This window comes from Paenibacillus silviterrae (genome assembly GCF_030167925.1).
GTDB lineage: Bacteria > Bacillota > Bacilli > Paenibacillales > NBRC-103111 > Paenibacillus_G > Paenibacillus_G silviterrae.
The window spans coordinates 2,339,240-2,358,612 of sequence record NZ_JASKUT010000001.1 but is presented as its reverse complement, the minus strand read 5'-3'; the positions used below and the strand labels follow the sequence as shown (position 1 = coordinate 2,358,612).

The window sequence follows — 19,373 nt, the reverse complement described above, 5'->3', positions numbered from 1 at the left end:
CCGCATTAAGTAGATGGTATACGCCGTATCGTTAACATTCCTAACATTATAGCACGAACGAAGGAATCGTGAGTGAAAAAAATTCGGAATGCCACTGGCTTCGTACGGGGGGTTCGTGATACATTATTATAAATAAACTGCTATAAGCCTTGCGATCCTTCCGTTCGGCGGAAGGTAGAAAGGAGAGAATTACCATGTCTTATACCTTTGATCTTGACCGGCGCTTAGGAATTCCGCTTCCGCATCTTCTGAAGGAGTGGGAGGATTACACCGAGTATGAGCAAGCGGATATTTTGCTGCAGTGGGAAAGAATCCGCGGTACGATTCCAGAGCAGATCAAGAAGCTGGAACGGATTATTATCTTGAAGCAGGATCAGCTGAACGGCGAGGATCACTTTCCGACCTCCTGCCGTTTAAACAGCGAAATCGCCGAGCTGGCCAGCACCATCAACGAGCTGCATTTGTGGTTTCGAGTGAATCAGGATATCTCGTCCGGCAGGACGCATCAATAGAGCAAATCTCGGCAGCAGCGTAAGGAGGGCATTACGTTTGAGTTGGACCGAAACGTTACACAGGCTTGCAGGGTCATTGACCGCTCACAAGCCTTCGCTATACCCGGCTGAGGAATGGGACGATTTGAATGATATCAAGATCGGCAAGCTTTCTGTCGACGGGTTTCAAGGAGAGCAGCGCACTTACGCCCTGGCTGTGAAAGCAGGCCTTCATCTGTTTAACGAAAGTTTGGATGCCTCGCATGAGCTTTCCCAGAGCCTTCATCATCCTACAGGCAGCTTCTGGCACGGCATCATGCATCGCATGGAAGGGGATTACAGTAACGCCAAGTATTGGTTTCGCATGGTCTCCTCCCATCCGGTTTATGAGAGATTGGCGAAGGATGCCTCTCAGTACTTAAAAGAGTGCAGCCTGTCGGACATTTCGAATGCGCCAATTCGTGAGAAGCTGGAGAAGTTGAGCGGCGCATCGGAATGGGACCCCTACGCATTCGTGGATCTGGTGGAGCATCAAGTGACTGTCGCACGCGAGGCGGGGGCAGAGGAGCTGCTGCAGCATATCCAATGGCTTGAAATGAGGCGGCTTTTGCAGTATTCTTACGCTCAAAGCGGCGGTGGAGGTCAGTTGATTGAACTTCCAGAGCACTAGCCTACAGCCTAAGGCGCCGGGAAATCCGCTCCGTCTGATGTATTGTGTGTACCGCTATATCCTGCCCGGAGTTCGGGAGCAGCTCGCCTCCTGGAGGGAGCTGGCCGATCGGATGCCGGACCCGGAGTTGCGAACGCAAGCGATTGCCAGTATGACCAGCAAGCAATTCCACTGCGAAGGCGGGGCTGTCTATGCCGCGGCCCATTTGCCGATGCGGCATGTGCTGATCCCGCTCATTGTTGCGTTCCAAACGATCAGCGATTATTTGGACAACCTGTGCGATCGGAGCACCTCGCTGGACCCGGTTGATTTTCGCCGGCTGCACCAATCGATGTTGGATGCCGTAGACCCCGCAGAGCCTCTTCATGACTATTATGAGTTTCGTGAAGAGAAGGACGACGGCGGTTATCTGTATGAGCTGGTCAAGACGTGTCAGGCCAGTATTCGGATGCTGCCCTCCTATTCCGTTGTTGCAGAGGAAGTAAGGCATTTGGTCGGACTGTACTGTGATCTCCAGGTGTACAAGCATATTCGCCATGACCTGCGTGAAGCCGCGCTGGATGAATGGTGGAGCAAGCACGCATCGGCCTATCCTGCCATACGCTGGAATGAATTCGCCGCCGCTACCGGTTCGACGTTAGGGGTTTTTATGCTGTTTTTGGCGGCATCCCAGCCTAAGCTTCAGCCTGACTCGGCAAAACGGATTCATGAAGCTTACTTTCCTTACATTTGCGGCTTGCATATTTTGCTTGATTATTTGATTGACCAAGAGGAGGATCTGATCGGGGGCGACCTGAACTTTTGCAGCTATTACGGGGGCATGGATGAAACGGTGGACCGCATTGCGGAGATCGTTCGTCAGGCCCATGCGAAGGTGGATCTGCTGGAAGCGCCGAAGTTCCATAGGATGATTATCGAGGGCTTGCTAGCCCTGTATTTGTCCGATCCCAAGGTCAGCAAGCAAACTCAGGTGAAGCGCATTTCCAGGCAGCTGATGAAAGGAAGCCCGATGATGCGGATGTTTTTCCTGGTAAACAGCGTATGGATCCGGAAGACGTCTTAATTTATAGAATATACAGAATGTGCTATTGCACAGAGGAGGAGCCTACTTATGACAGTGAAAAAAATTGCCGTTCTTACCAGCGGCGGAGATTCGCAAGGAATGAACGCCGCTGTTCGCGCGGTTGTGCGCAGCGGCTTGTACCATGGACTGGAGGTATTCGGGGTTCAGCGCGGCTACGCCGGTCTGATCAATGACGACATTCGTCCTATGGACCTGCGCAGCGTCGGCGATATCATTCAGCGCGGCGGAACCATTTTACAAACGGCTCGCTGCAAAGAATTCACTACACCGGAAGGCCAGCAGCTGGGTGCGGAGAATCTCCGCAAGCACGGCATCGACGGTCTGGTGGTCATCGGCGGCGATGGCTCTTACCAAGGGGCTAACAAGCTGAGCAAGCTCGGCATCAAAACGATGGGGCTGCCGGGTACGATCGATAACGACATTCCGTTTACCGACTTTACGATCGGGTTCGATACGGCGGTTAGCATCGTTGTGGACGCCATCAATAAGCTTCGCGACACGATGAGCTCTCACGAGCGTTCCTCGGTTGTAGAAGTCATGGGCAGACATTGCGGTGATATTGCCCTGTATGCAGGCCTGGCGAGCGGAGCCGAAACGATTCTGGTTCCGGAGGTGCCTTATGATCTGGATGAGATATCGAAACGGATGGCCGAAAATTTCAAACACGGCAAGCGACACAGTATCGTTATCGTAGCGGAAGGCGTGGGCAAGGGCGAGGACATCGCTCGAGGCATTACGGAGCGTAATGGGATCGAGCCGCGCGTTACCGTGCTTGGTCACATTCAGCGCGGCGGTACGCCTACGCATAATGACCGCGTTCTGGCCAGCAGTCTCGGCGACTTTGCCGTGCGCAAGCTGATCGAGGGAGATTCCGGCAAATCCTGCGGTATCATGAAAGGCGAACTGGTCGCAACGGATATCGACAAGGTGGTTCATACGAAGAAGGATTTCAACATGGAGCTGTATGAGCTGAGCAAGCGTTTGTCTCAATAAGATAAGCCGATAAGAAAGAAGGAAGCAGGCCGGTGGGATGGGTCCCATACGCTTGCTTCCTTTTTTAATGCGGTTACTTGTTACGTTCAAGCACCGCAAGGATTTCTCCTGTAGGACGGTTGCCTTTCTCCGCATAAAGAATGCGGCCGTCTTTCCCGATCACATACACTACTCGCTGCTGACCGAACAGTCCAAGGATTTTGCCGACGTCATAAAGCTGGCGGATCGCTTGATCGCGGTCAACTACTAGCGGAAAATCATACAGGAATTTCTTCGCAAAGGTTTGATGTTCCTCTAAAGTGCCTGGATTGATTCCCAGCACCAAGGCGTTATATTCTGCATACAGCGCTGCAGAGTCGCGAACCGCACATAACTGCTTGGTGCAGATCGGGGTTTCATCCTTCGGGTAAAAAATAAGTACAATCGGTTGCTTACCCAAATATTCCTGAAGAAGGATCTGACCCTTCGTGCTGTGAGCTGTAAAGGCAGGTGCGGCTTGACCGACGGACAACATGGGGAAGTCCCTCCTTTTTTTCGACCGGCTCGCAGCCGGTTATTCCCAACATGACTTCATTGTATAGAAACATATACGGGCGGGCAAGCCGAGGCTTGCTTCTACAAGATTTTTCCGTTAGGATGGGGGAGCAGTCCATCGACCCAAGGAGGACATTGTATGTATATGTATAAAATGGAAGTCGAGCTTCGGACCCATTCCATCCATGTGATCGTGATGGCCGAGAATGACGCTCAAGCCTTCGAATACTTGGAAGAGCTGCTTGTTCGGCATTACGTGAAAAGCCCGGAGGTGACCGAGGCAAGTATTATCGAGAAAAAGCGTGCGGTCAAGGGCTCAGGCTATGTGATTGAGGCCTCCTCGTAAACAACTGCATCCGGAAGTTTTTGGATTGACTTACTCATACTTATAATACTAAAATGTATGTCAAGTTGACGGAGAGCAAAGGAGAGGGACTTATGAATATTATCATATTGGCGGGAAGCAACCGGAAAGCGGCAACAAGCACTTTGCTTTCCCATTATATTGCATCGCAGCTGAAAGAAAAGGGAGCTACGGCCCGGGTGTTTGATTTGTACGAGAAGCCGATCCCCTTTTATTCACCGGATACGGAATCGTCCGACGCCAACCTGCTGGAGATGAAGGAAGCGCTGCTTCGCGCCGATGGCATTGTTCTTGCAACGCCCGAGTATCACGGGAGCATGTCCGGCGTTCTGAAGAACGCGCTCGATCATGTCGGCTTCGATTATTTTGACGGTAAGGCCGTGCTTTCGGTCAGCTCTGCGGGAGGAGCGGTCGGCGTCAGCTCGCTTCAGCAGCTGCAGACCATTGTACGGAATGTTCACGGGATCAATTGCCCCGAATGGATCTCGATTGGCGGCGAGCAGCGTGCCTTCAATGACAACGGTGAACCGGCGGATGAGAAAACAAAAGCTCGGGTTGAAAAAACAATCACTTATTTTGTAAAGCTAGTACAAACGGTTCGACATTAAGTGTATAATAACGACAAAAAGAATGTCTGCCGGGCGGCATGCCTTGAAGGGCATTTTTTTTGTGCACATTAAAAGTTATCGGAGTGAGCTTACGATGGGTGTGGATTTGGGAAATGATTGGTCGGCCCTGTTGCAGGAAGAGTTTCAAATGCCTTATTACTTGGAGCTTCGGGAGTTTTTGAAGAAGGAGTATTCGCAGCAAACGATCTATCCGTCCATGCATGATATTTTTAATGCGCTTCGGTACACAAGCTATGCGGACACGAAGGTCGTGATCCTTGGTCAGGATCCTTACCACGGCCCAGGCCAGGCACATGGACTCAGCTTCTCCGTTCAGCCGGGCATCCCTCTGCCTCCCTCCCTGCAGAACATGCTAAAGGAGCTGCGGGACGACCTCGGCTGCACCATGCCGGATAACGGCTGCCTTGTGCCATGGGCCCAGCAGGGGGTTCTGCTGCTGAATACGGTATTGACCGTTCGGGAAGGTCAGGCTGCCTCCCACAAGGGCAAAGGCTGGGAAACGTTCACCGACCGGATCATTTCACTGCTGAACGAACGGGAACAGCCGGTCATCTTTATTCTGTGGGGGAGCCATGCGCAAAGCAAGCTGGGTCTGATCACCTCAGGCCGCCATCATGTGCTGAAATCGGTCCACCCAAGTCCGCTTTCCGCACATCGCGGCTTCTTCGGGAGCAAGCCTTATTCGCAAGCAAACGCCTTGCTGGAGCGCATGGGACGAGACAAGATTGAGTGGCAGCTGCCGAGTCTCCATGCCGCCAGGATCGGATCTGCTTGATCTTTCGATTCTGTATCGAGGTATAGTGTTACAACGAGATAAATATCCCCGGGCAGCCGGTGCGATCCATTAGGAAAGTGGTGCGAGACCTGTGAGTACACCCGAGAAAGAAGCATCAGCCTCAGAGCCTTCTGCAGCCGAAGTGTCCGGTATGGCCAAGCAGCTATGGACACTAAGGGGTTTGAATTTTTCATATTATGCAACAACGGCGGTGCTTCTTCCGTTCCTGCCGATTTATTTTCTCAATCAAGGCTTTACATCAGCACAAATCGGTATCCTCATGACGATTGGACCGTTCGTAGCGATTTTTGCCCAGCCGTTTTGGGGATATATGAGCGACAGGTATAACTCCCTCAAGAAAATTATTTTTCTGCTGTGGGCACTTACCATCTTGTCCAGCGTCGGCATGTTCTTTACAACGGGGTATCCGTATGCGTTGACATTTACTTTGCTGCTGTACTTTTTCATGCTCTCATCCGTTCCGTTATTGGACAGCCTGACGATCAAGTCCGCGCTGCAGGCAAGGAAAAGCTACGGCTCCATAAGGCTATGGGGCTCCATCGGCTTCTCGTCAACGGCCGTGCTGTCGGGTTGGCTGCTGGGCTTATTCGGAGGCTTAGGGAGCATGCCTTATGTGTATTGGTCCATTTGGCTGCTTCCGATTTTGCTTGTTTTTCTCCTCAAAGACGAGAAGGGGCCGGGACAATCCATCGATTTCCGGCAGCTGGCCGGCGTATTGAAGAACAAATCGTTCTTATGGTTTCTGCTGCTCGTCCTCCTGATCATGATTCCGCACCGAATGAATGACGGCTTGTTCGTGCTTTATTTACAAGACCGCGGCGGCACGGACACGATGGCAGGGCTTGCATGGGCGCTTGCGGCGGTAAGCGAAATCCCTACCTTCGCCTTGTTAGGCCGCTATATGCATAAGTTCAATGAGCTGGCCTTGCTGTTTATTGTTTCCGTGTTATACACCGTTCGATGGGTGCTGTACGGATACATTACGGATCCTTTTGCTTTGATGTTCCTGCAGGCTACGCATATGATCACCTTTGCCGTATTTTGGCTGGTTGCCGTGCATTACGTGGACCGGATGGTGCCGGAGGAGCTTCGCTCTACAGGGCAAGCCATGCTGTCTGCCGTATTTCTCGGCGTTGCGGGCATTACCGGCGGTTACGTCGGCGGCCTCATTAAAGATAACTGGGGCGGGGAGGATATGTATTTCTTCGGAGCTGTCTTAACGGCAGTCGCCGCTGTTCTGCTGCTGTTCACGCATCTGCGAAACTGGAGAAGAGTCTAGAGCCCTTTCCATACCCAAAAGCCCTCCATCATCCTGACCGGAAAATGGAGGGCTTCATGTTTGCTGCGAAAACGTTTATTTCGGCTGGTTCGTATTCTGCATAGTTGGGGGAGCTTCATTCGAAGAGGTGAGCTCCTTCTTTGTTTCCTTGTCTTCTATCGTAGAGCTATTGCCTGCGGTTGCATCCTTAAATTCACGAAACATTCTGCCGAAGCCGCGTCCGAGCTCGGGAAGCTTGCTGGGTCCGAACAACAGCAGCGCCACAACGACGATCAGTACGATATGCATTGGGGATAATAATCCACTCATGGGGTACACCTCCGGTAACAATACTTATCTCTATCATACCATTAACCGAGCCAAGCCTGCTAATGATTTTTTACGAAACATTTACAATTTCGAAAATAGGAAGAAAAACGCCTACCTTCAGTGAAGATAGGCGTCCTTCTGATGTTCCGAAATGCTGTATTGAATGATTTCCATGGCATCCTCGGCCTCTAAAGCCTCTAGACCGTGGCGAAGCACGATCTCGGATTCCAATTCCGAGCGTTTAAGAAATGGGTACAACTCCGGCGTTAATTTCATCACAATGATTGACAACTTAACGGTTTCCACAAGCATCACCCTTCCCATATCATCATCTGGTGTTGATAGATCAGGAGCCTCTTACGGAAGTGACACAGGTAAAGCCGAGCAGCAGAGGATGAGACATGTAGTGCCGGTGAAGCTTCTTACATTATAACATAAAATCCGAAACTATGTAGGGGCTGCGATTATTAAATATTGGTTAGGAGCTTCGACGGAATAGCCCCATGACCCCAACGGTTTCGACAATATTGACGAAGGCTTGAGGATCCCATTGCCGGACGACGCGCTGCAGCTCAAGCAGCTCGTAGCGTGTCGTTACCGTCATCAGCATATGCTGAGGCTGCTTGGTATAGCCGCCTTCCGTTTGGATCACCGTAACCCCCCTCTGGATCTTTTTCATTTTTTGCATCAGTAGATCCTTCTTGCGAGTGACGATGAACACCGTAACCTTCATATGTCGAATATGAATCGTATCGATCATTTTCCCGGTAATAAATATCGAGAGCATGGAATACAGGGCCAGATCCCAATTCTGCTTGTAATAACCCAGAGCAATGATGACGATCCCGTTTAACCCGGTCAGGAAGGTGCCGAGAGAGAAGTCCCGCTTTCTGGTAAGGATCGAGCCGATAATGTCAAACCCGCCGGTGGAGCCGCCCGCACGCATGGAGATGCCTGTGCCGACGCCAATGAAGACGCCGCCGGTGACGGCTGCGATCAGCAGGTCCTTGACCAGCGGGGTTTGGGGCAGCAGCTCCATAAACCAAGTGGTGAGAGCTACGGAAACAACACTGAGCAGGATAAAACGGCGCCCGATCGTGCGAAGTCCCCATAACAGAATGGGAAGGTTGCCGATCAGAAACAGAAGGGCAATATTCCAGCCCGTTAAATAACCGACGAGCATCGAGATGCCGGACAAGCCGCCGCTGAGCATTTGATGGGGAATGAGAAACCAGTTAAAGCTTGCGGCGATGCATGCGGACCCCAGCGCCACCACGAGGAGAGGACCTAGGGATGATTGTAATAAACGAAGCAAGGGAAACACCTCCATCCTTAGTATGAAGCGTTCCCCTAGCTTCCAATCATTTTTTCTTAAAAGATCCTGTTCGCTTGCTTGTGCTGGGCTTGCTGGCGCTCGACGAAGGTGCTTTGTAGGTTGGTGTGGAGCCGTCGCTTCGTCTCACCTGTCCGGTGCTTTGGCTTGGTGTCTTGCTTCCGGAAGGCGTGGAAGAGAAGCTGCCTTTTCGTTCGGTTGTCGCCGGCGCGGCAGCAGGACTCTTCGAGCCGGAAGAGCTGCCGGAGCTTCCCGAAGGATAAGGCACGGATTGATACTTGCCGTAATCCTGGTACCTTTTGGTGGAAGTGTAGCCTCGGTAGTCGTACTTGCCGCCGCTGTGCTTCCCGGACCAATCGCTTCCGAAAACCGATTGGATGAGAGCGGCCGTCAAGTAGCCCTGAAGGAAGGAGGAATCGTAATTTTCCTTGGCATATTCAACCGAATCGACTTCAATTAACGTATTCTCCTGCTGATTCGGGTCCTTTTGCAAATGAATGATTTTGCTGTCATACACAAGGAACATTTGCTCGGTGCTTTCCTTGCTGATTTCCTTAGGCTTTTCCTGCTCGGCCAGCGTGCCGGCTACGGTGACAACATCGGTTCCTTCGGCAAGATAAACCTTGGCCGTGCTTTTCCCTTGACCCTGAACATCAATTAATGAATAGTGCTCTTTAATATAGTTACCTGTATTGCCGCAGGCGGTGAGCAGCGCAATCACCAGCAGCAAGGCTATCAGACGGTATCCGTGCTTCACCTAGAGCTCCTCCTTATAGGCAATTTAAGTTCCCTTCATAAACTGAATCTGAGATGCGGGCGTACGCTGACCCAGCATAGCGACATATTTGCCGTCCTGCCATTGCAGGAAAAAATAACGGTCCCCGCTGCCGAAGTATCTCCAGATCATTACTTCGTCGTTTGAACGAAAGTCGGTGCGTCCTTCCGTACGGATCATGTCCTTGCGGTAATGCTCCAGCTCGAACAAGCTGCCGTCACCCAAATCCAGCTGGGTAGGGACGTCGTTCGGATCATCTAAGGACCCTTCGACGAATTCGCATAAAAAACTGTCATACGTTCGACCTTTTTCAATCAGCAAGCATGAAATTTGTTTGCCGTTTTGAATATAATAGATAAAGCGGTGCGGCTCGAAGCCGCGATCGAAATATATCCCTTTCCCGGATACAACGTATTCCTCGAGGTCTACACGGACGATGTCACCGACCCGGGATTCTTCGATCGGGTTACTTTGCCGGGCAGGCGGCTCCTGCTGATTGCTTTTGATTAGGGAACTGACTCGTTTCCATATCGACATTTAGAACGCTCCTTTGCGTGGCTTCCGTGATTTTCGCTAGTACAGCGATCCTTCAACATACATTATACTACGAAGATGACCCTCTTGCGTTTCGAATTGAATTGGCGCTTGTTGGATTATGTCTTGGGTATATGTTATAATACGGAAGATATTCTTAAGTACGGCTTTGACAGTTTCGCTTAAGTCTGTGCGGATGAGCGGTTCATGTGGAGATAAGAATGAAGTACGATAGGAGTCGCGCTTAAGGGTATATATAAAAGAGACCCCCTCTAAAAGGAGAATGAAATCATTTGAAAACATTTAGTGAATTTGGTTTAGAGCCGAAGGTATTGCGTGCCATCACGGAGATGGGCTTTGAAGAATCCACGCCGATTCAGGAAAAAGCGATCCCGGTATCGATGGAAGGCCGCGACCTCATCGGACAAGCGCAAACAGGTACCGGTAAGACGGCTGCCTTCGGTATTCCGCTTGTAAACAAGATTGACGTGAAAGAAGATCGTATCGTAGCACTCATCATGTGTCCAACACGCGAGCTGGCCATTCAGGTTGCCGACGAAATCGAGAAGCTGGGCCGCTTCAAGGGAATTCGCTCCCTTGCGATCTACGGCGGTCAAGATATCGTTAAGCAGATCCGCGCGCTTCGCAAGAAGCCGCAGATCATTATCGGTACTCCAGGGCGCTTGCTCGACCATATCAACCGCAAGACGATCAAGCTGGATGACGTTCAGACCGTTATCCTTGACGAAGCGGACGAAATGCTGGACATGGGCTTCATGGACGATATTCAATCGATCCTGAAGCTGGTGCCGGAAGAGCGCCAAACGATGCTGTTCTCCGCTACGATGCCTGCCAACATTCGAAAGCTGGCTGACCAGTTCCTGCGTAATCCGGAGCATGTATCCGTTATTCCTAAGCAGGTTAGCGCTCCGCTGATCGATCAATCGTACATCGAGCTTCATGAGCGCCAGAAGTTCGAAGCGCTGTGCCGCCTGATCGATATGGAAGCACCTGAGCTGGCGATCATCTTCGGACGTACGAAACGCCGCGTGGATGAGCTGTCGGAGGCTCTTCAGAAGCGCGGTTATACGGCGGAAGGTCTTCACGGCGACCTGTCCCAGAATCAGCGTGATAACGTTATGCGCAAATTCCGCGACGGCAGTATCGATGTGCTCGTAGCTACGGACGTAGCTGCCCGCGGTTTGGACGTATCGGGCGTAACACACGTTATTAACTTTGACCTCCCTCAGGATCCGGAAAGCTATGTTCACCGTATCGGCCGTACGGGCCGTGCAGGGAAGGAAGGCGCAGCCTATACTTTCGTCACACCGCGCGAGATCGACCACCTGTACTTTATCGAGAAGGTGACTCGTCACAAGATCAAGCGGAAGCCGGTGCCGACTTTAGCCGAGGCGATCGAGGGCAAGCAAAAAATGACGGCGGAGCGAGTTCTGGATGTGCTTCAGAACGATGAGCATAACGAGTATAAAGGTCTTGCGATTTCCTTGCTCGAGTCCCATGATTCCGTTCATTTGCTGGCGGCTGCTTTGAAGCTGCTCACAGGGGACAAGAAGGAAATCGAGATCGAGCTGACTCCGGAGGATCCGTTGCGTGCCAAGAAGAGAAGACCGGACGTGCGCAGCGCGGGCAGAAAACCATCGGGTCCTTACGGCACGGCAGGCGGCGCTCGCGGCGGCTACGGCGGCGGCGGCGGCTACCGTGGCGATCGCGGGGGAGATCGCGGCGGTCGTCGTGACGGCGGCGGCTACCGTGATCGTGATTATCGCGGCGGCGGCCGTTCGGAAGGCCGCGGAGAGCGCAGCGGCGGATATTCCCGTCCGTCCAGCAACCGTTCGAACGAAGAAACCTTGGTATAAGAAAGACGGAAAGGCGAGGCTGCGGTTTAGAGCCTCGCCTTTTTTCTTTTCTTTGAAGGTTTCTGGAGGCTCGGCTACCTTGGAGCGGCAAAATACGCTATAATAGACCATATACCTGAAGGAGGGCATCATATTGGAATTTCGAGGCATAATGGGCGGGTTTTACCGAATATCCGAGTGGATTATGCGTCTCTCGGTCATTAACGTCTTATGGATTATCTGCGGTATTCCGTTCTTCCTGCTGGGGCTGATTTTGCTGCAAGCCCAGACGACGGAACAAATTTTGCAAACGTTTCTATTAATGGCCATCGTCGCCCCTTTCTTTCTGTTTCCTTCCACAGCTGCGATGTTTACCGTCGCTCGCAAATGGCTGACGGGCGAGGAAGATGCACCGCTGTTCAAAACCTTCTTTCGCGGCTACAAGGAAAACTATGTGCAGGCTATGCTTGGCGGTTTGATCTATGTTCTGCTCGGAGTCATTCTGTATACGAACTTTAAGTTTTACGGTACACAAGCGGGTGCTTTCGGCGTTCTGCGCTTTCTCGTGATATCGCTTACGGGGCTCTTGTTCATTTCGGTATTCCATTTCTTTTCGATATTGTCCCATCTTCACATGAAGATCTGGCAGATCATCAAGAATGCGCTGCTGATTACGATCGGCAATCCGGTTCGTTCGATTTCCATGCTTGTGCTGAACGGCGTCATCATGTATTTCAGCTTTACGCAGTTTACCTTCCTGATCCCATTTTTTATGGGCAGCTTGGTAGCGGTAGTTTCCTTCTGGCACTTTAACCTGATCTTCGGCAAGCTGCAGGAGAAGCAGCAGCAGCTGGCGGACAAGGAAGCGGAAGCAGCTTCAGAGAAGGAGCTCGAGGAACCGGCGGAAGCCGTTTCGTCGTCGGAGAATAAAATCAATCCTGCGGATCATACTAATACCGATAAACCGTAAATTGCCGTGAATCCCAGCAACTGATGCGGACTCGGAGGTTTACTTTCAACCCGGAACACCCTATAATAGGGATACAACAAAATCCTGCGATGTACGTAACGGTCTTAAAGTTGTTTTGAACCAATGACTGTTTCTAGGGAGACCTACATCGAACCGTTGCTGACCTGCCCTCGAAAAGGGACTTCAAATTCGGTTCTGCGGACACCCACCTGCGAGAGCGGGTTTGAAACACTAGACCGGACGGCATTCGCGGGTTTTTTTGTGCGATTTTTTTTGCAACGGTGAAGGAAAATTGGCTCGATAGCGGGTAATATGCCCATCAGTCAGGAAGTCATCAGCTGAATGCCGATGAGATGGTGGAGCAGGGACGTAAGCTGGCTGAGCTGGGTGAAGGCATCGTTGGCAAGGTGCCGATGTCTACGGACGGTTTAAAGGCCACGAAGCGCCTCATAGAGCTCGGAATCAAGACGAACGTAATCTCTGATCTTCAGGTCGCCTCAGGCGCTTCTGGCGGCAAGAGCGGGCTCGAAGGAGATCAGTCAAATCTTCAAGGTACATAATCTTTCCTCTGATTCTAAATAAATAAATAACCCGAGCCCCTGATGTAGGAGCTCGGGTTTTTGCTATGGAATGCTTAGCCTTCGTTCACCAGGTCGCTGAGCTGATGGAACGTATCCTTCAGAGTCGGATACAGCGTCCTGTAAATACGGTAGTAAGCCTCATAGCGCTGACGATTGGCGTCATTCGGCTCAACGCGGTCAACCACCTGGATCCATGCCTCGCAGAGGGAGGAGATGTCCCGCTGAAGAACACCGGAGGCTGCCATCACTGCCGCACCATAGGCCGGGCCGTCTGTGGAGTTGACCGTGACGACAGGATAGCCGAAAATATCGGCGATCATTTGGCGCCAGAACAGGCTTCTGGCACCTCCGCCATTAACGCGAAGCTCCTTAATCTCAATGCCGGATTGTTTCACAAGCTCCATGGAATCCCGCAGCCCGAAGGTGATGCCCTCCAGCACGGCACGGGTCAAATGCGCTTTCGTATGGCGCAGGTTGAGGCCGATAAAGCCGCCGCGGGCCTTCGGGTCCGGATACGGTGTCCGTTCTCCCGTAAGATAGGGAACGAACAGCAAGCCTTCACTCCCTAACGGCGCCGTTTCAGCCAATGCTGTTAAATACTCGTAAACATCCCGGCCTTCCGCCTTGGCCTGCTCCAGCTCTTCGTAGGCAAAGTGGTTCTTCCACCACTGGAAGGAACCCCCGGCGGCCAGCATTACGCCCATGCGGTGCCATTTGCCCGGCACGCCGTGGCAGAACGAGTGCAGACGGCATTCCTCGTCTGCTTGATAGGTGTCGTCATGTACGAAGACGACACCGGAGGTGCCGAGCGCGACGGACGCGATCCCCTCGCGCACAACACCAACGCCGACCGCACCGCAGGCTTGGTCGCCGCCACCGGCTACGACCGGCGTTCCGGCCGCCAGCCCGGTCAACGCCGCTGCGGCCGGAAGCACGTGGCCGGCCACCTCGTTGCTTTCGAAGAGCGGCGGGAGCCATTCCGCAGGAAGGGCCAGCCGCTCCAGCACCTCGGAAGACCAGCGGCGGTTCGCTACATCCAGCAGCAGCGTGCCGCTGGCGTCGGCCATATCCATGCCGAAGGCTCCGGTCAGCTGCAGGCGGACATAATCCTTCGGCAGCATCAAATGCGCTGTCCGCCGGTAGTTTTCCGGCTCGTGATTCCGCAGCCACACAGCCTTCGGCGCCGTAAAGCCGGTCAGCGCCTTATTGCCTGTCAGTCGTCCTAGTTCTTCCTTCCCAACGACTTGCTCAATCCACTCACACTCTTCCGCTGTCCGTTGGTCGCACCAGAGTAAGGCAGGGCGGACCACGTTCAGCTCGGCATCGAGGAAGACGGAGCCGTGCATTTGCCCGGAAAGTCCGATGCCGGCTACCTCTTCACCGCGGACTTGACACTTCTCCAGAAGCTCGCGGATACAAGTGCTGCTTCCGTTCCACCAGTCCTCCGGCTGCTGCTCCGCCCAGCCCGGCTGCGGCTGCAGCAGCGGGTATTCTACGCTGTGACTGCCCTTAACGGCACCTTGCTCATCCACGAGAATGCACTTGACGGCAGAAGTCCCTAAATCAATCCCCAAAAAATAAGACATATCGGTCACCCCACGAAGGATACTTACTTTGTTTAATGAATAAACAAATGTTAGTTTATACTATTCGCAGTGAACGATGAAAATCCTGCTTCTCCCCAGAGCAGACACAAATTTATTTTTTACCATGAACAAGCACTGCTTTTCTTTAAAAGGAAGGATGTAACGAAGGGATCCCCTTATCGATATGAATGAAAATCGTTGGCATAGCCTTATGCTTTGTTCGATATACTCTAATTAATGAAAAAACCATTGAAAATCGTTGGCTTACTTCTCCATTACCTCTTTCTCTTACATGAAATCAGTGATATGATAAAAGATAGTGTTACCGGATAGGCATGACGTACTAGAAACAATTACTTCAATGGGTGTGCTTACCTCAACTTTTTGTTACTTTCAGGGGGAGCATGCAAACTAAATAGGAGGGAAAGCTTTGCTGAAGCGTACCTTGATCGGACTGATTCGCAGTCATGAAACTACCGGAGAGAAAGCGAAGGATCCGGCGCTCAAAACCCGCTATTATAAAATTTCGATGGATCAGGCATGGGATGAAATCATCAACATGTTCAAGAAGCTTAATGGGTACAAGCTTCTTCATGAAGTGAGAAGCGTAGGGGAGATCGTGGTCGAGAAGAGAACGATCACAGGCAGGACACAGGATATTACGCTGACCCTATTTGGCATCAACCCTCTGAAGACGGCGGTTGATATTTATTCCGCATCGCGCGGCTCATTAGGTGATCTGGGCTCCAATTATCGGACGATTCTCGACATCTACAAGCACATCGACAAGAAGCTTGCTGCATATAAAATCAATGATTAACCTGTCTGAAACGAAAAAACAGCACGGAAGTCGAGGCTTCCGGCTGTTTTTTTGTGCAGAAATGTTCGATTGCGCAAAGCATGCGCTGCCGATATTAAACGAGCTTCTTCACAGCTTCAATCGCTGCTTCGTAGTTCGGATGCTCGGTCATTTCGCTTAGGTACTCTACATATTGAATGGTATCGTTAGCGTCGATTACGAAGATGGATCTCATATCGAGAGCCAGTTCTTTAATCAGCACGCCGTATGCCGTACCGAAGGAATGCTCTTTGTAATCGGACAAAGTAACGACTTTATCAATGCCTGCGGCACCGCACCAGCGGGATTGCGCGAAAGGAAGATCCACGCTGATCGTCAGGACAACAACATTATCGCCGAGCTTTGCTGCTTCTTCGTTGAAACGGCGAGTTTGGGCATCGCACACGCCTGTATCCAAGGAAGGTACTACGCTGATCAGCTTCACTTTTCCTGCATAGTCAGCCAGGGAAGCTGTTTCAAGCAAGTTTTTGTTCACTTTGAAGTCGGGAGCCTTGTCGCCGACTTTGAGTTCCGGTCCGACGAGAGTGATCGGATTGCCTTTCAGCGTTGCTACGCCTGTACGCTCTTGTGCCATAGTTACGTTGGCCTCCTTATAAGTACCTGAGAATGATTGGTATTTCACCGTTACTTATTATAAACTTAACGCAAGGAACTTGTCCAATTTGAGAGGAAGATTTACTTGGAATTAAGACAGCTTCAATATTTTGTGAAGGTGGCCAGAAAACAGCACGTCACGCAAGCGGCAGAGGAGCTTCACGTGGCGCAGTCGGCCGTAAGCCGCCAAATCCACCAGCTGGAGGAGGAGCTGGGGGTTCAGCTGTTCATACAGAAGGGGCGAAACCTGCAATTAACCTCGGTCGGCAGACTGTTTCTCGACCGGGTGGAATCGATTCTGGCCGATCTGGAGCGGGCGAAAAGCGAAATCCATGAATTCCTGAACCCTGAGGCCGGAGAGATTCGTATCGGGTTTCCTCATAGCCTTGGCATCTATTTACTGCCGACCGTCGTCGCCGAGTTCCGCAAGGATCATCCGAATGTAAAGTTTCGGCTCCGTCAAGGCACCTATAACAGCTTGATCCGCGATGTAATGAAAGGCGAAATCGACCTTGCCTTCATTTCACCTTTTCCCGAGAAGCATGAGCACGTAAGCGGGGAGCTGCTGTTGCAGGAGGAGCTTTATGCCATTTTGCCGCAGAGTCATGTGCTGTCCCAGCATCAATCGATTCGCTTAGAGCAGCTGAAGGATGATTCCTTCGTTATGTTTAGCGAGGAATACTCCTTGCGCTCCATTGTGTTTGAGGCGTGCGCTAAGGCTGGATTCGTGCCGCAGATCGGGTTTGAGGGGGAGGAGACGGATACGATTCGCGGCTTGGTCGCCGCCGGGATGGGGGTTAGTCTGTTGCCTGAGATGGCGTTAACGGAAATCAGCCAGCTGCAGCCGGCGAAGGTTCGTGTTATCGAGCCTCAGGTGACGCGAAGCGTGGGGCTGATTCAGCGGACAAGGGAACGGATTCCCCTCGTCGCCGAAGTGTTTCGACGGTTTCTGCTCGATTTTTTCCGGGATCGTAAGCTTACATAATCGATAGCCCGGTGCTGATAGCGATAGTAAACCATGAGACAAGCGGAGCCTGTAAACTGGGGGTTCCGCTTTTTTTATTGCGCCCTTCATATTCTCTCGAATTTTGTAGCATTTCCATTTCCAATTGTAACGGTGACAGCATGGCGAAGCGCCTCCTTCATACATCCGAATTCATATTTTCTATGTTTAATTTCATTATAGCTTGCTAAAGGTGAAAGAAAATTGTAGCATTTATTTTAAATCTTCATCTTTTGGGGAATGGAGGGTTAGAAGGTGGATGATTACTATTTAAAGCTTCGCAAGCAATATACGGTCGTGGCAGAGGAAGAGTCCTTTGAGATCACCCTGCCGGAGCTCACAGACATTTTTCAATGCTCGGCCAGGAATGTCAATTTGGTGCTCAGGCGTATGGAACAGGAAGGCTGGATTCGCTGGGAGCCCGGAAGAGGGAGAGGGCACCGGTCCAAGCTGACTTTTTTGATAAAGGCCGAAACCGTAGCCCTGCAAACAGCCCAAGCCTATGTGAAAAAAGGTGTCATTCAACAGGCCTTCGCCTATTTGGAGGAGCAGGCGCATCTGCCCTATGTGAAGGAGCAGTTCGCCTATTGGCTGGATACGATGTTCGGCTATCGGCCGGAGGTGCGCAACGAACAGACGCTGGATACGCTTCGGCTGCCTTATTGCAAGCCGATTCCGTGCTTGGACCCTGCGCATTTGACCTTTGTCATCGAATGCCAAATGGCCAGGCAAGTTTTTGATACGCTGGTGAACTATAACAATGAGACGGACACCATTGAGCCGGGCTTGGCGCATTACTGGAACAGCAATTCGCTTAACACGGAATGGACCTTCTATCTCCGCAAAGGGGTTTATTTTCACCATGGCAAGGAGCTGACCGCTCATGATGTCCGCTTTACCATTCAGCGCTTGCGCGGCGAGGAAGGGAACTCACCCTTCCGTTGGCTCTTCGAAGGAGTGGAAGAGATCGTCGCCTTCGATAAATATACGGTGCTCTTTCGTCTTCGGCGGGCTAATCCGTTGTTTCTCCATCATTTAAGCCTCGATCGGGCTTCCATCGTTCCTGAGGATGCGGTAACGGAGCTGGGAGATGTCTTTCGCCGCCAACCGATAGGAACCGGGCCTTTCAAGGTCGTTCAGCACGACGAGAATATGATCGTTCTGGAGGCGTTTACGAGGTATTATGACAAGAGAGCGCATCTGGATCGGATTGAGGTATGGTTCACACCGGAGCTGGAGCGAAAGGCAAGTCATCTGGAGCCGGTATCTTACCAGATGCGCTATCACGTCGGCAAATCCGCAAGCGAGGTCCCAAGCGGCTGGAATGTGGTGGAGACGATCGGCCGCGATTGTACGTTTCTTACCTTTAATTTGAGGCGGGAAGGTTGCCACCAGCGGCTGGGCTTCCGTAAAGCTTGTCTGCACGGATTGGACCGGCGCGCGCTGATTGAATCAATGAGGGGGATGGAAGGAACGGCCGCCATCGCTCGCTGGTTCTATGATCAATTGGGTGAAAGAAGTGATACGGATGAGCAATATGATCCGGTGTATGCAAGGAAGTGCATGGAGGAGAGCGGTTATCAAGGTGAGAGGCTGCTTTTAGCTATATCGCCATCCTTCCAAGAGATAGCGGAGGAAATCCTGCGGCAATGGGGTGAGCTGGGCATTCAGGCGGATCTGCAGCTGATTCCTTACGAGCATGAGGAGCGGGCGAGGCTCCTTAGCGAGGCTCATGTAAGCATGTCTTGCAATGTGATGGACCATGATCCCGAGCTGTCCATTATCGAGATCTTCTTGGCGGATAACAGCTGTGTCAGACCTTATCTGGGTAAGGACGTGCAGCAGCAAATCGAATGGTTGATCGACAGGCTGTACCAAGAGGGTTCCTCCTTAACGAGAAAAGACTACCTGCGCAAGGTACAGCAGATGATAACGGATCAGTCCTATATATTGTTCCTGTTTCATACAAGCCAAAGGACCGTTCTACATCCCTCGTTAAAAAATATATCGCTCAACTCGCTTGGCTGGGTGCACTTTCGGGATTTATGGTTTGAGCCTTCTTTCGAGAGCTAATGAAATGGAAAAAGCCGTCCGGCCTCATGATAAGGGCTGGACGGCTTTTTGGTGTTGTTC

23 protein-coding genes and 1 other RNA gene are annotated in these 19,373 nt (G+C 51.7%); 15 read left to right on the top strand and 9 right to left on the bottom strand.

Features of this window, described 5'->3' with window-relative positions; translation table 11 throughout:
* Nucleotides 1–194 precede the first annotated feature (194 nt).
* The 4 genes from QMO62_RS10585 to pfkA are packed head-to-tail and all read left to right on the top strand — an operon-like array spanning nucleotide 195 to nucleotide 3,238.
* Nucleotides 195–512, top strand: coding sequence for a hypothetical protein (locus tag QMO62_RS10585; RefSeq protein WP_284640937.1), 318 nt, complete (start codon nucleotides 195–197; stop codon nucleotides 510–512).
* 37 nt (nucleotides 513–549) lie between these two features.
* Entirely contained in the window at nucleotides 550–1,161 is a 612-nt protein-coding gene (locus QMO62_RS10580; protein WP_284640936.1) for a hypothetical protein, read from the top strand.
* A gap of 37 nt (nucleotides 1,162–1,198) precedes the next feature.
* Entirely contained in the window at nucleotides 1,199–2,224 is a 1,026-nt protein-coding gene (locus QMO62_RS10575) for a tetraprenyl-beta-curcumene synthase family protein (protein ID WP_284644916.1), read from the top strand.
* 48 nt (nucleotides 2,225–2,272) lie between these two features.
* The gene (gene pfkA / locus QMO62_RS10570; protein WP_284640935.1) at nucleotides 2,273–3,238 is read left to right on the top strand and encodes a 6-phosphofructokinase; all 966 of its coding nucleotides are present in this window, start codon (nucleotides 2,273–2,275) and stop codon (nucleotides 3,236–3,238) included.
* Nucleotides 3,239–3,311: 73 nt separating this feature from the next.
* Here pfkA and QMO62_RS10565 read toward each other — a convergent pair whose 3' ends face one another.
* A complete protein-coding gene (locus tag QMO62_RS10565; RefSeq protein WP_284640934.1) occupies nucleotides 3,312–3,752 on the bottom strand; it encodes a peroxiredoxin in 441 nt (146 codons plus the stop codon).
* Between the two features lie 159 nt (nucleotides 3,753–3,911).
* On the opposite strand from QMO62_RS10565, the gene QMO62_RS10560 reads away from it, so the two are divergent.
* The 4 genes from QMO62_RS10560 (at nucleotide 3,912) to QMO62_RS10545 (ending at nucleotide 6,840) form a co-directional block, all read left to right on the top strand.
* The gene (locus tag QMO62_RS10560) at nucleotides 3,912–4,118 is read left to right on the top strand and encodes a DUF3906 family protein (RefSeq protein WP_284640933.1); all 207 of its coding nucleotides are present in this window, start codon (nucleotides 3,912–3,914) and stop codon (nucleotides 4,116–4,118) included.
* Between the two features lie 92 nt (nucleotides 4,119–4,210).
* Nucleotides 4,211–4,744 carry an NADPH-dependent FMN reductase gene (locus tag QMO62_RS10555; protein ID WP_284640932.1) on the top strand — a complete coding sequence of 178 codons (534 nt, stop codon included), beginning with the start codon at nucleotides 4,211–4,213 and terminating at the stop codon, nucleotides 4,742–4,744.
* 94 nt (nucleotides 4,745–4,838) lie between these two features.
* Nucleotides 4,839–5,540 (top strand): uracil-DNA glycosylase, encoded by a 702-nt coding sequence (locus QMO62_RS10550; RefSeq protein ID WP_284640931.1) that lies wholly within the window; start codon nucleotides 4,839–4,841, stop codon nucleotides 5,538–5,540.
* A gap of 151 nt (nucleotides 5,541–5,691) precedes the next feature.
* Nucleotides 5,692–6,840: an MFS transporter gene (locus QMO62_RS10545; protein WP_284644915.1), complete on the top strand. Its 1,149-nt coding sequence runs from the start codon at nucleotides 5,692–5,694 to the stop codon at nucleotides 6,838–6,840.
* A gap of 75 nt (nucleotides 6,841–6,915) precedes the next feature.
* Here QMO62_RS10545 and tatA read toward each other — a convergent pair whose 3' ends face one another.
* The 5 genes from tatA to QMO62_RS10520 form a co-directional block, all read right to left on the bottom strand.
* Nucleotides 6,916–7,149, bottom strand: a complete 234-nt coding sequence (gene tatA, locus QMO62_RS10540; RefSeq protein ID WP_284640930.1) for a twin-arginine translocase TatA/TatE family subunit — start codon at nucleotides 7,147–7,149, stop codon at nucleotides 6,916–6,918.
* Between the two features lie 117 nt (nucleotides 7,150–7,266).
* Nucleotides 7,267–7,461 (bottom strand): hypothetical protein, encoded by a 195-nt coding sequence (locus QMO62_RS10535; RefSeq protein ID WP_284644914.1) that lies wholly within the window; start codon nucleotides 7,459–7,461, stop codon nucleotides 7,267–7,269.
* Nucleotides 7,462–7,627: 166 nt separating this feature from the next.
* The gene (locus QMO62_RS10530) at nucleotides 7,628–8,464 is read right to left on the bottom strand and encodes a YitT family protein (protein WP_284640929.1); all 837 of its coding nucleotides are present in this window, start codon (nucleotides 8,462–8,464) and stop codon (nucleotides 7,628–7,630) included.
* A 46-nt stretch (nucleotides 8,465–8,510) separates the two neighbouring features.
* Nucleotides 8,511–9,239, bottom strand: a complete 729-nt coding sequence (locus QMO62_RS10525; protein ID WP_284640928.1) for a DUF4247 domain-containing protein — start codon at nucleotides 9,237–9,239, stop codon at nucleotides 8,511–8,513.
* Between the two features lie 24 nt (nucleotides 9,240–9,263).
* Nucleotides 9,264–9,794: a DUF4178 domain-containing protein gene (locus QMO62_RS10520; protein ID WP_284640927.1), complete on the bottom strand. Its 531-nt coding sequence runs from the start codon at nucleotides 9,792–9,794 to the stop codon at nucleotides 9,264–9,266.
* A 290-nt stretch (nucleotides 9,795–10,084) separates the two neighbouring features.
* Here QMO62_RS10520 and cshA point away from each other — a divergent pair, with 290 nt between their 5' ends.
* The 4 genes from cshA to QMO62_RS10500 all read left to right on the top strand — a co-directional run bounded on the left by cshA (nucleotide 10,085) and on the right by QMO62_RS10500 (nucleotide 13,177).
* A complete protein-coding gene (gene cshA, locus QMO62_RS10515) occupies nucleotides 10,085–11,668 on the top strand; it encodes a degradosome RNA helicase CshA (RefSeq protein ID WP_284640926.1) in 1,584 nt (527 codons plus the stop codon).
* Between the two features lie 133 nt (nucleotides 11,669–11,801).
* Nucleotides 11,802–12,617: a YesL family protein gene (locus QMO62_RS10510; RefSeq protein ID WP_284640925.1), complete on the top strand. Its 816-nt coding sequence runs from the start codon at nucleotides 11,802–11,804 to the stop codon at nucleotides 12,615–12,617.
* A gap of 78 nt (nucleotides 12,618–12,695) precedes the next feature.
* Nucleotides 12,696–12,877: non-coding RNA, 6S RNA (gene ssrS, locus QMO62_RS10505), on the top strand.
* A gap of 96 nt (nucleotides 12,878–12,973) precedes the next feature.
* Nucleotides 12,974–13,177, top strand: coding sequence for a transaldolase family protein (locus tag QMO62_RS10500; protein WP_284640924.1), 204 nt, complete (start codon nucleotides 12,974–12,976; stop codon nucleotides 13,175–13,177).
* 74 nt (nucleotides 13,178–13,251) lie between these two features.
* On the opposite strand, the gene xylB is transcribed toward QMO62_RS10500, so the two are convergent.
* On the bottom strand, nucleotides 13,252–14,784 hold the full coding sequence (gene xylB / locus QMO62_RS10495; protein WP_284640923.1) for a xylulokinase: 1,533 nt from the start codon (nucleotides 14,782–14,784) through the stop codon (nucleotides 13,252–13,254).
* Nucleotides 14,785–15,214: 430 nt separating this feature from the next.
* On the opposite strand from xylB, the gene QMO62_RS10490 reads away from it, so the two are divergent.
* Nucleotides 15,215–15,604 carry a DUF1499 domain-containing protein gene (locus QMO62_RS10490; RefSeq protein WP_284640922.1) on the top strand — a complete coding sequence of 130 codons (390 nt, stop codon included), beginning with the start codon at nucleotides 15,215–15,217 and terminating at the stop codon, nucleotides 15,602–15,604.
* Between the two features lie 94 nt (nucleotides 15,605–15,698).
* On the opposite strand, the gene tpx is transcribed toward QMO62_RS10490, so the two are convergent.
* A complete protein-coding gene (gene tpx, locus QMO62_RS10485; RefSeq protein WP_284640921.1) occupies nucleotides 15,699–16,217 on the bottom strand; it encodes a thiol peroxidase in 519 nt (172 codons plus the stop codon).
* Nucleotides 16,218–16,322: 105 nt separating this feature from the next.
* Between tpx and gltC the strand changes: the two genes are divergently transcribed.
* On the top strand, nucleotides 16,323–17,222 hold the full coding sequence (gene gltC, locus QMO62_RS10480; RefSeq protein WP_284640920.1) for a glutamate biosynthesis transcriptional regulator GltC: 900 nt from the start codon (nucleotides 16,323–16,325) through the stop codon (nucleotides 17,220–17,222).
* Here gltC and QMO62_RS10475 read toward each other — a convergent pair.
* On the bottom strand, nucleotides 17,215–17,364 hold the full coding sequence (locus tag QMO62_RS10475; protein ID WP_284640919.1) for a hypothetical protein: 150 nt from the start codon (nucleotides 17,362–17,364) through the stop codon (nucleotides 17,215–17,217). The two genes, gltC and QMO62_RS10475, sit on opposite strands and share 8 nt — an antisense overlap.
* 131 nt (nucleotides 17,365–17,495) lie before the next feature.
* Between QMO62_RS10475 and QMO62_RS10470 the strand changes: the two genes are divergently transcribed.
* Nucleotides 17,496–19,313, top strand: a complete 1,818-nt coding sequence (locus QMO62_RS10470; protein WP_284640918.1) for an ABC transporter substrate-binding protein — start codon at nucleotides 17,496–17,498, stop codon at nucleotides 19,311–19,313.
* Nucleotides 19,314–19,373: the final 60 nt, after the last annotated feature.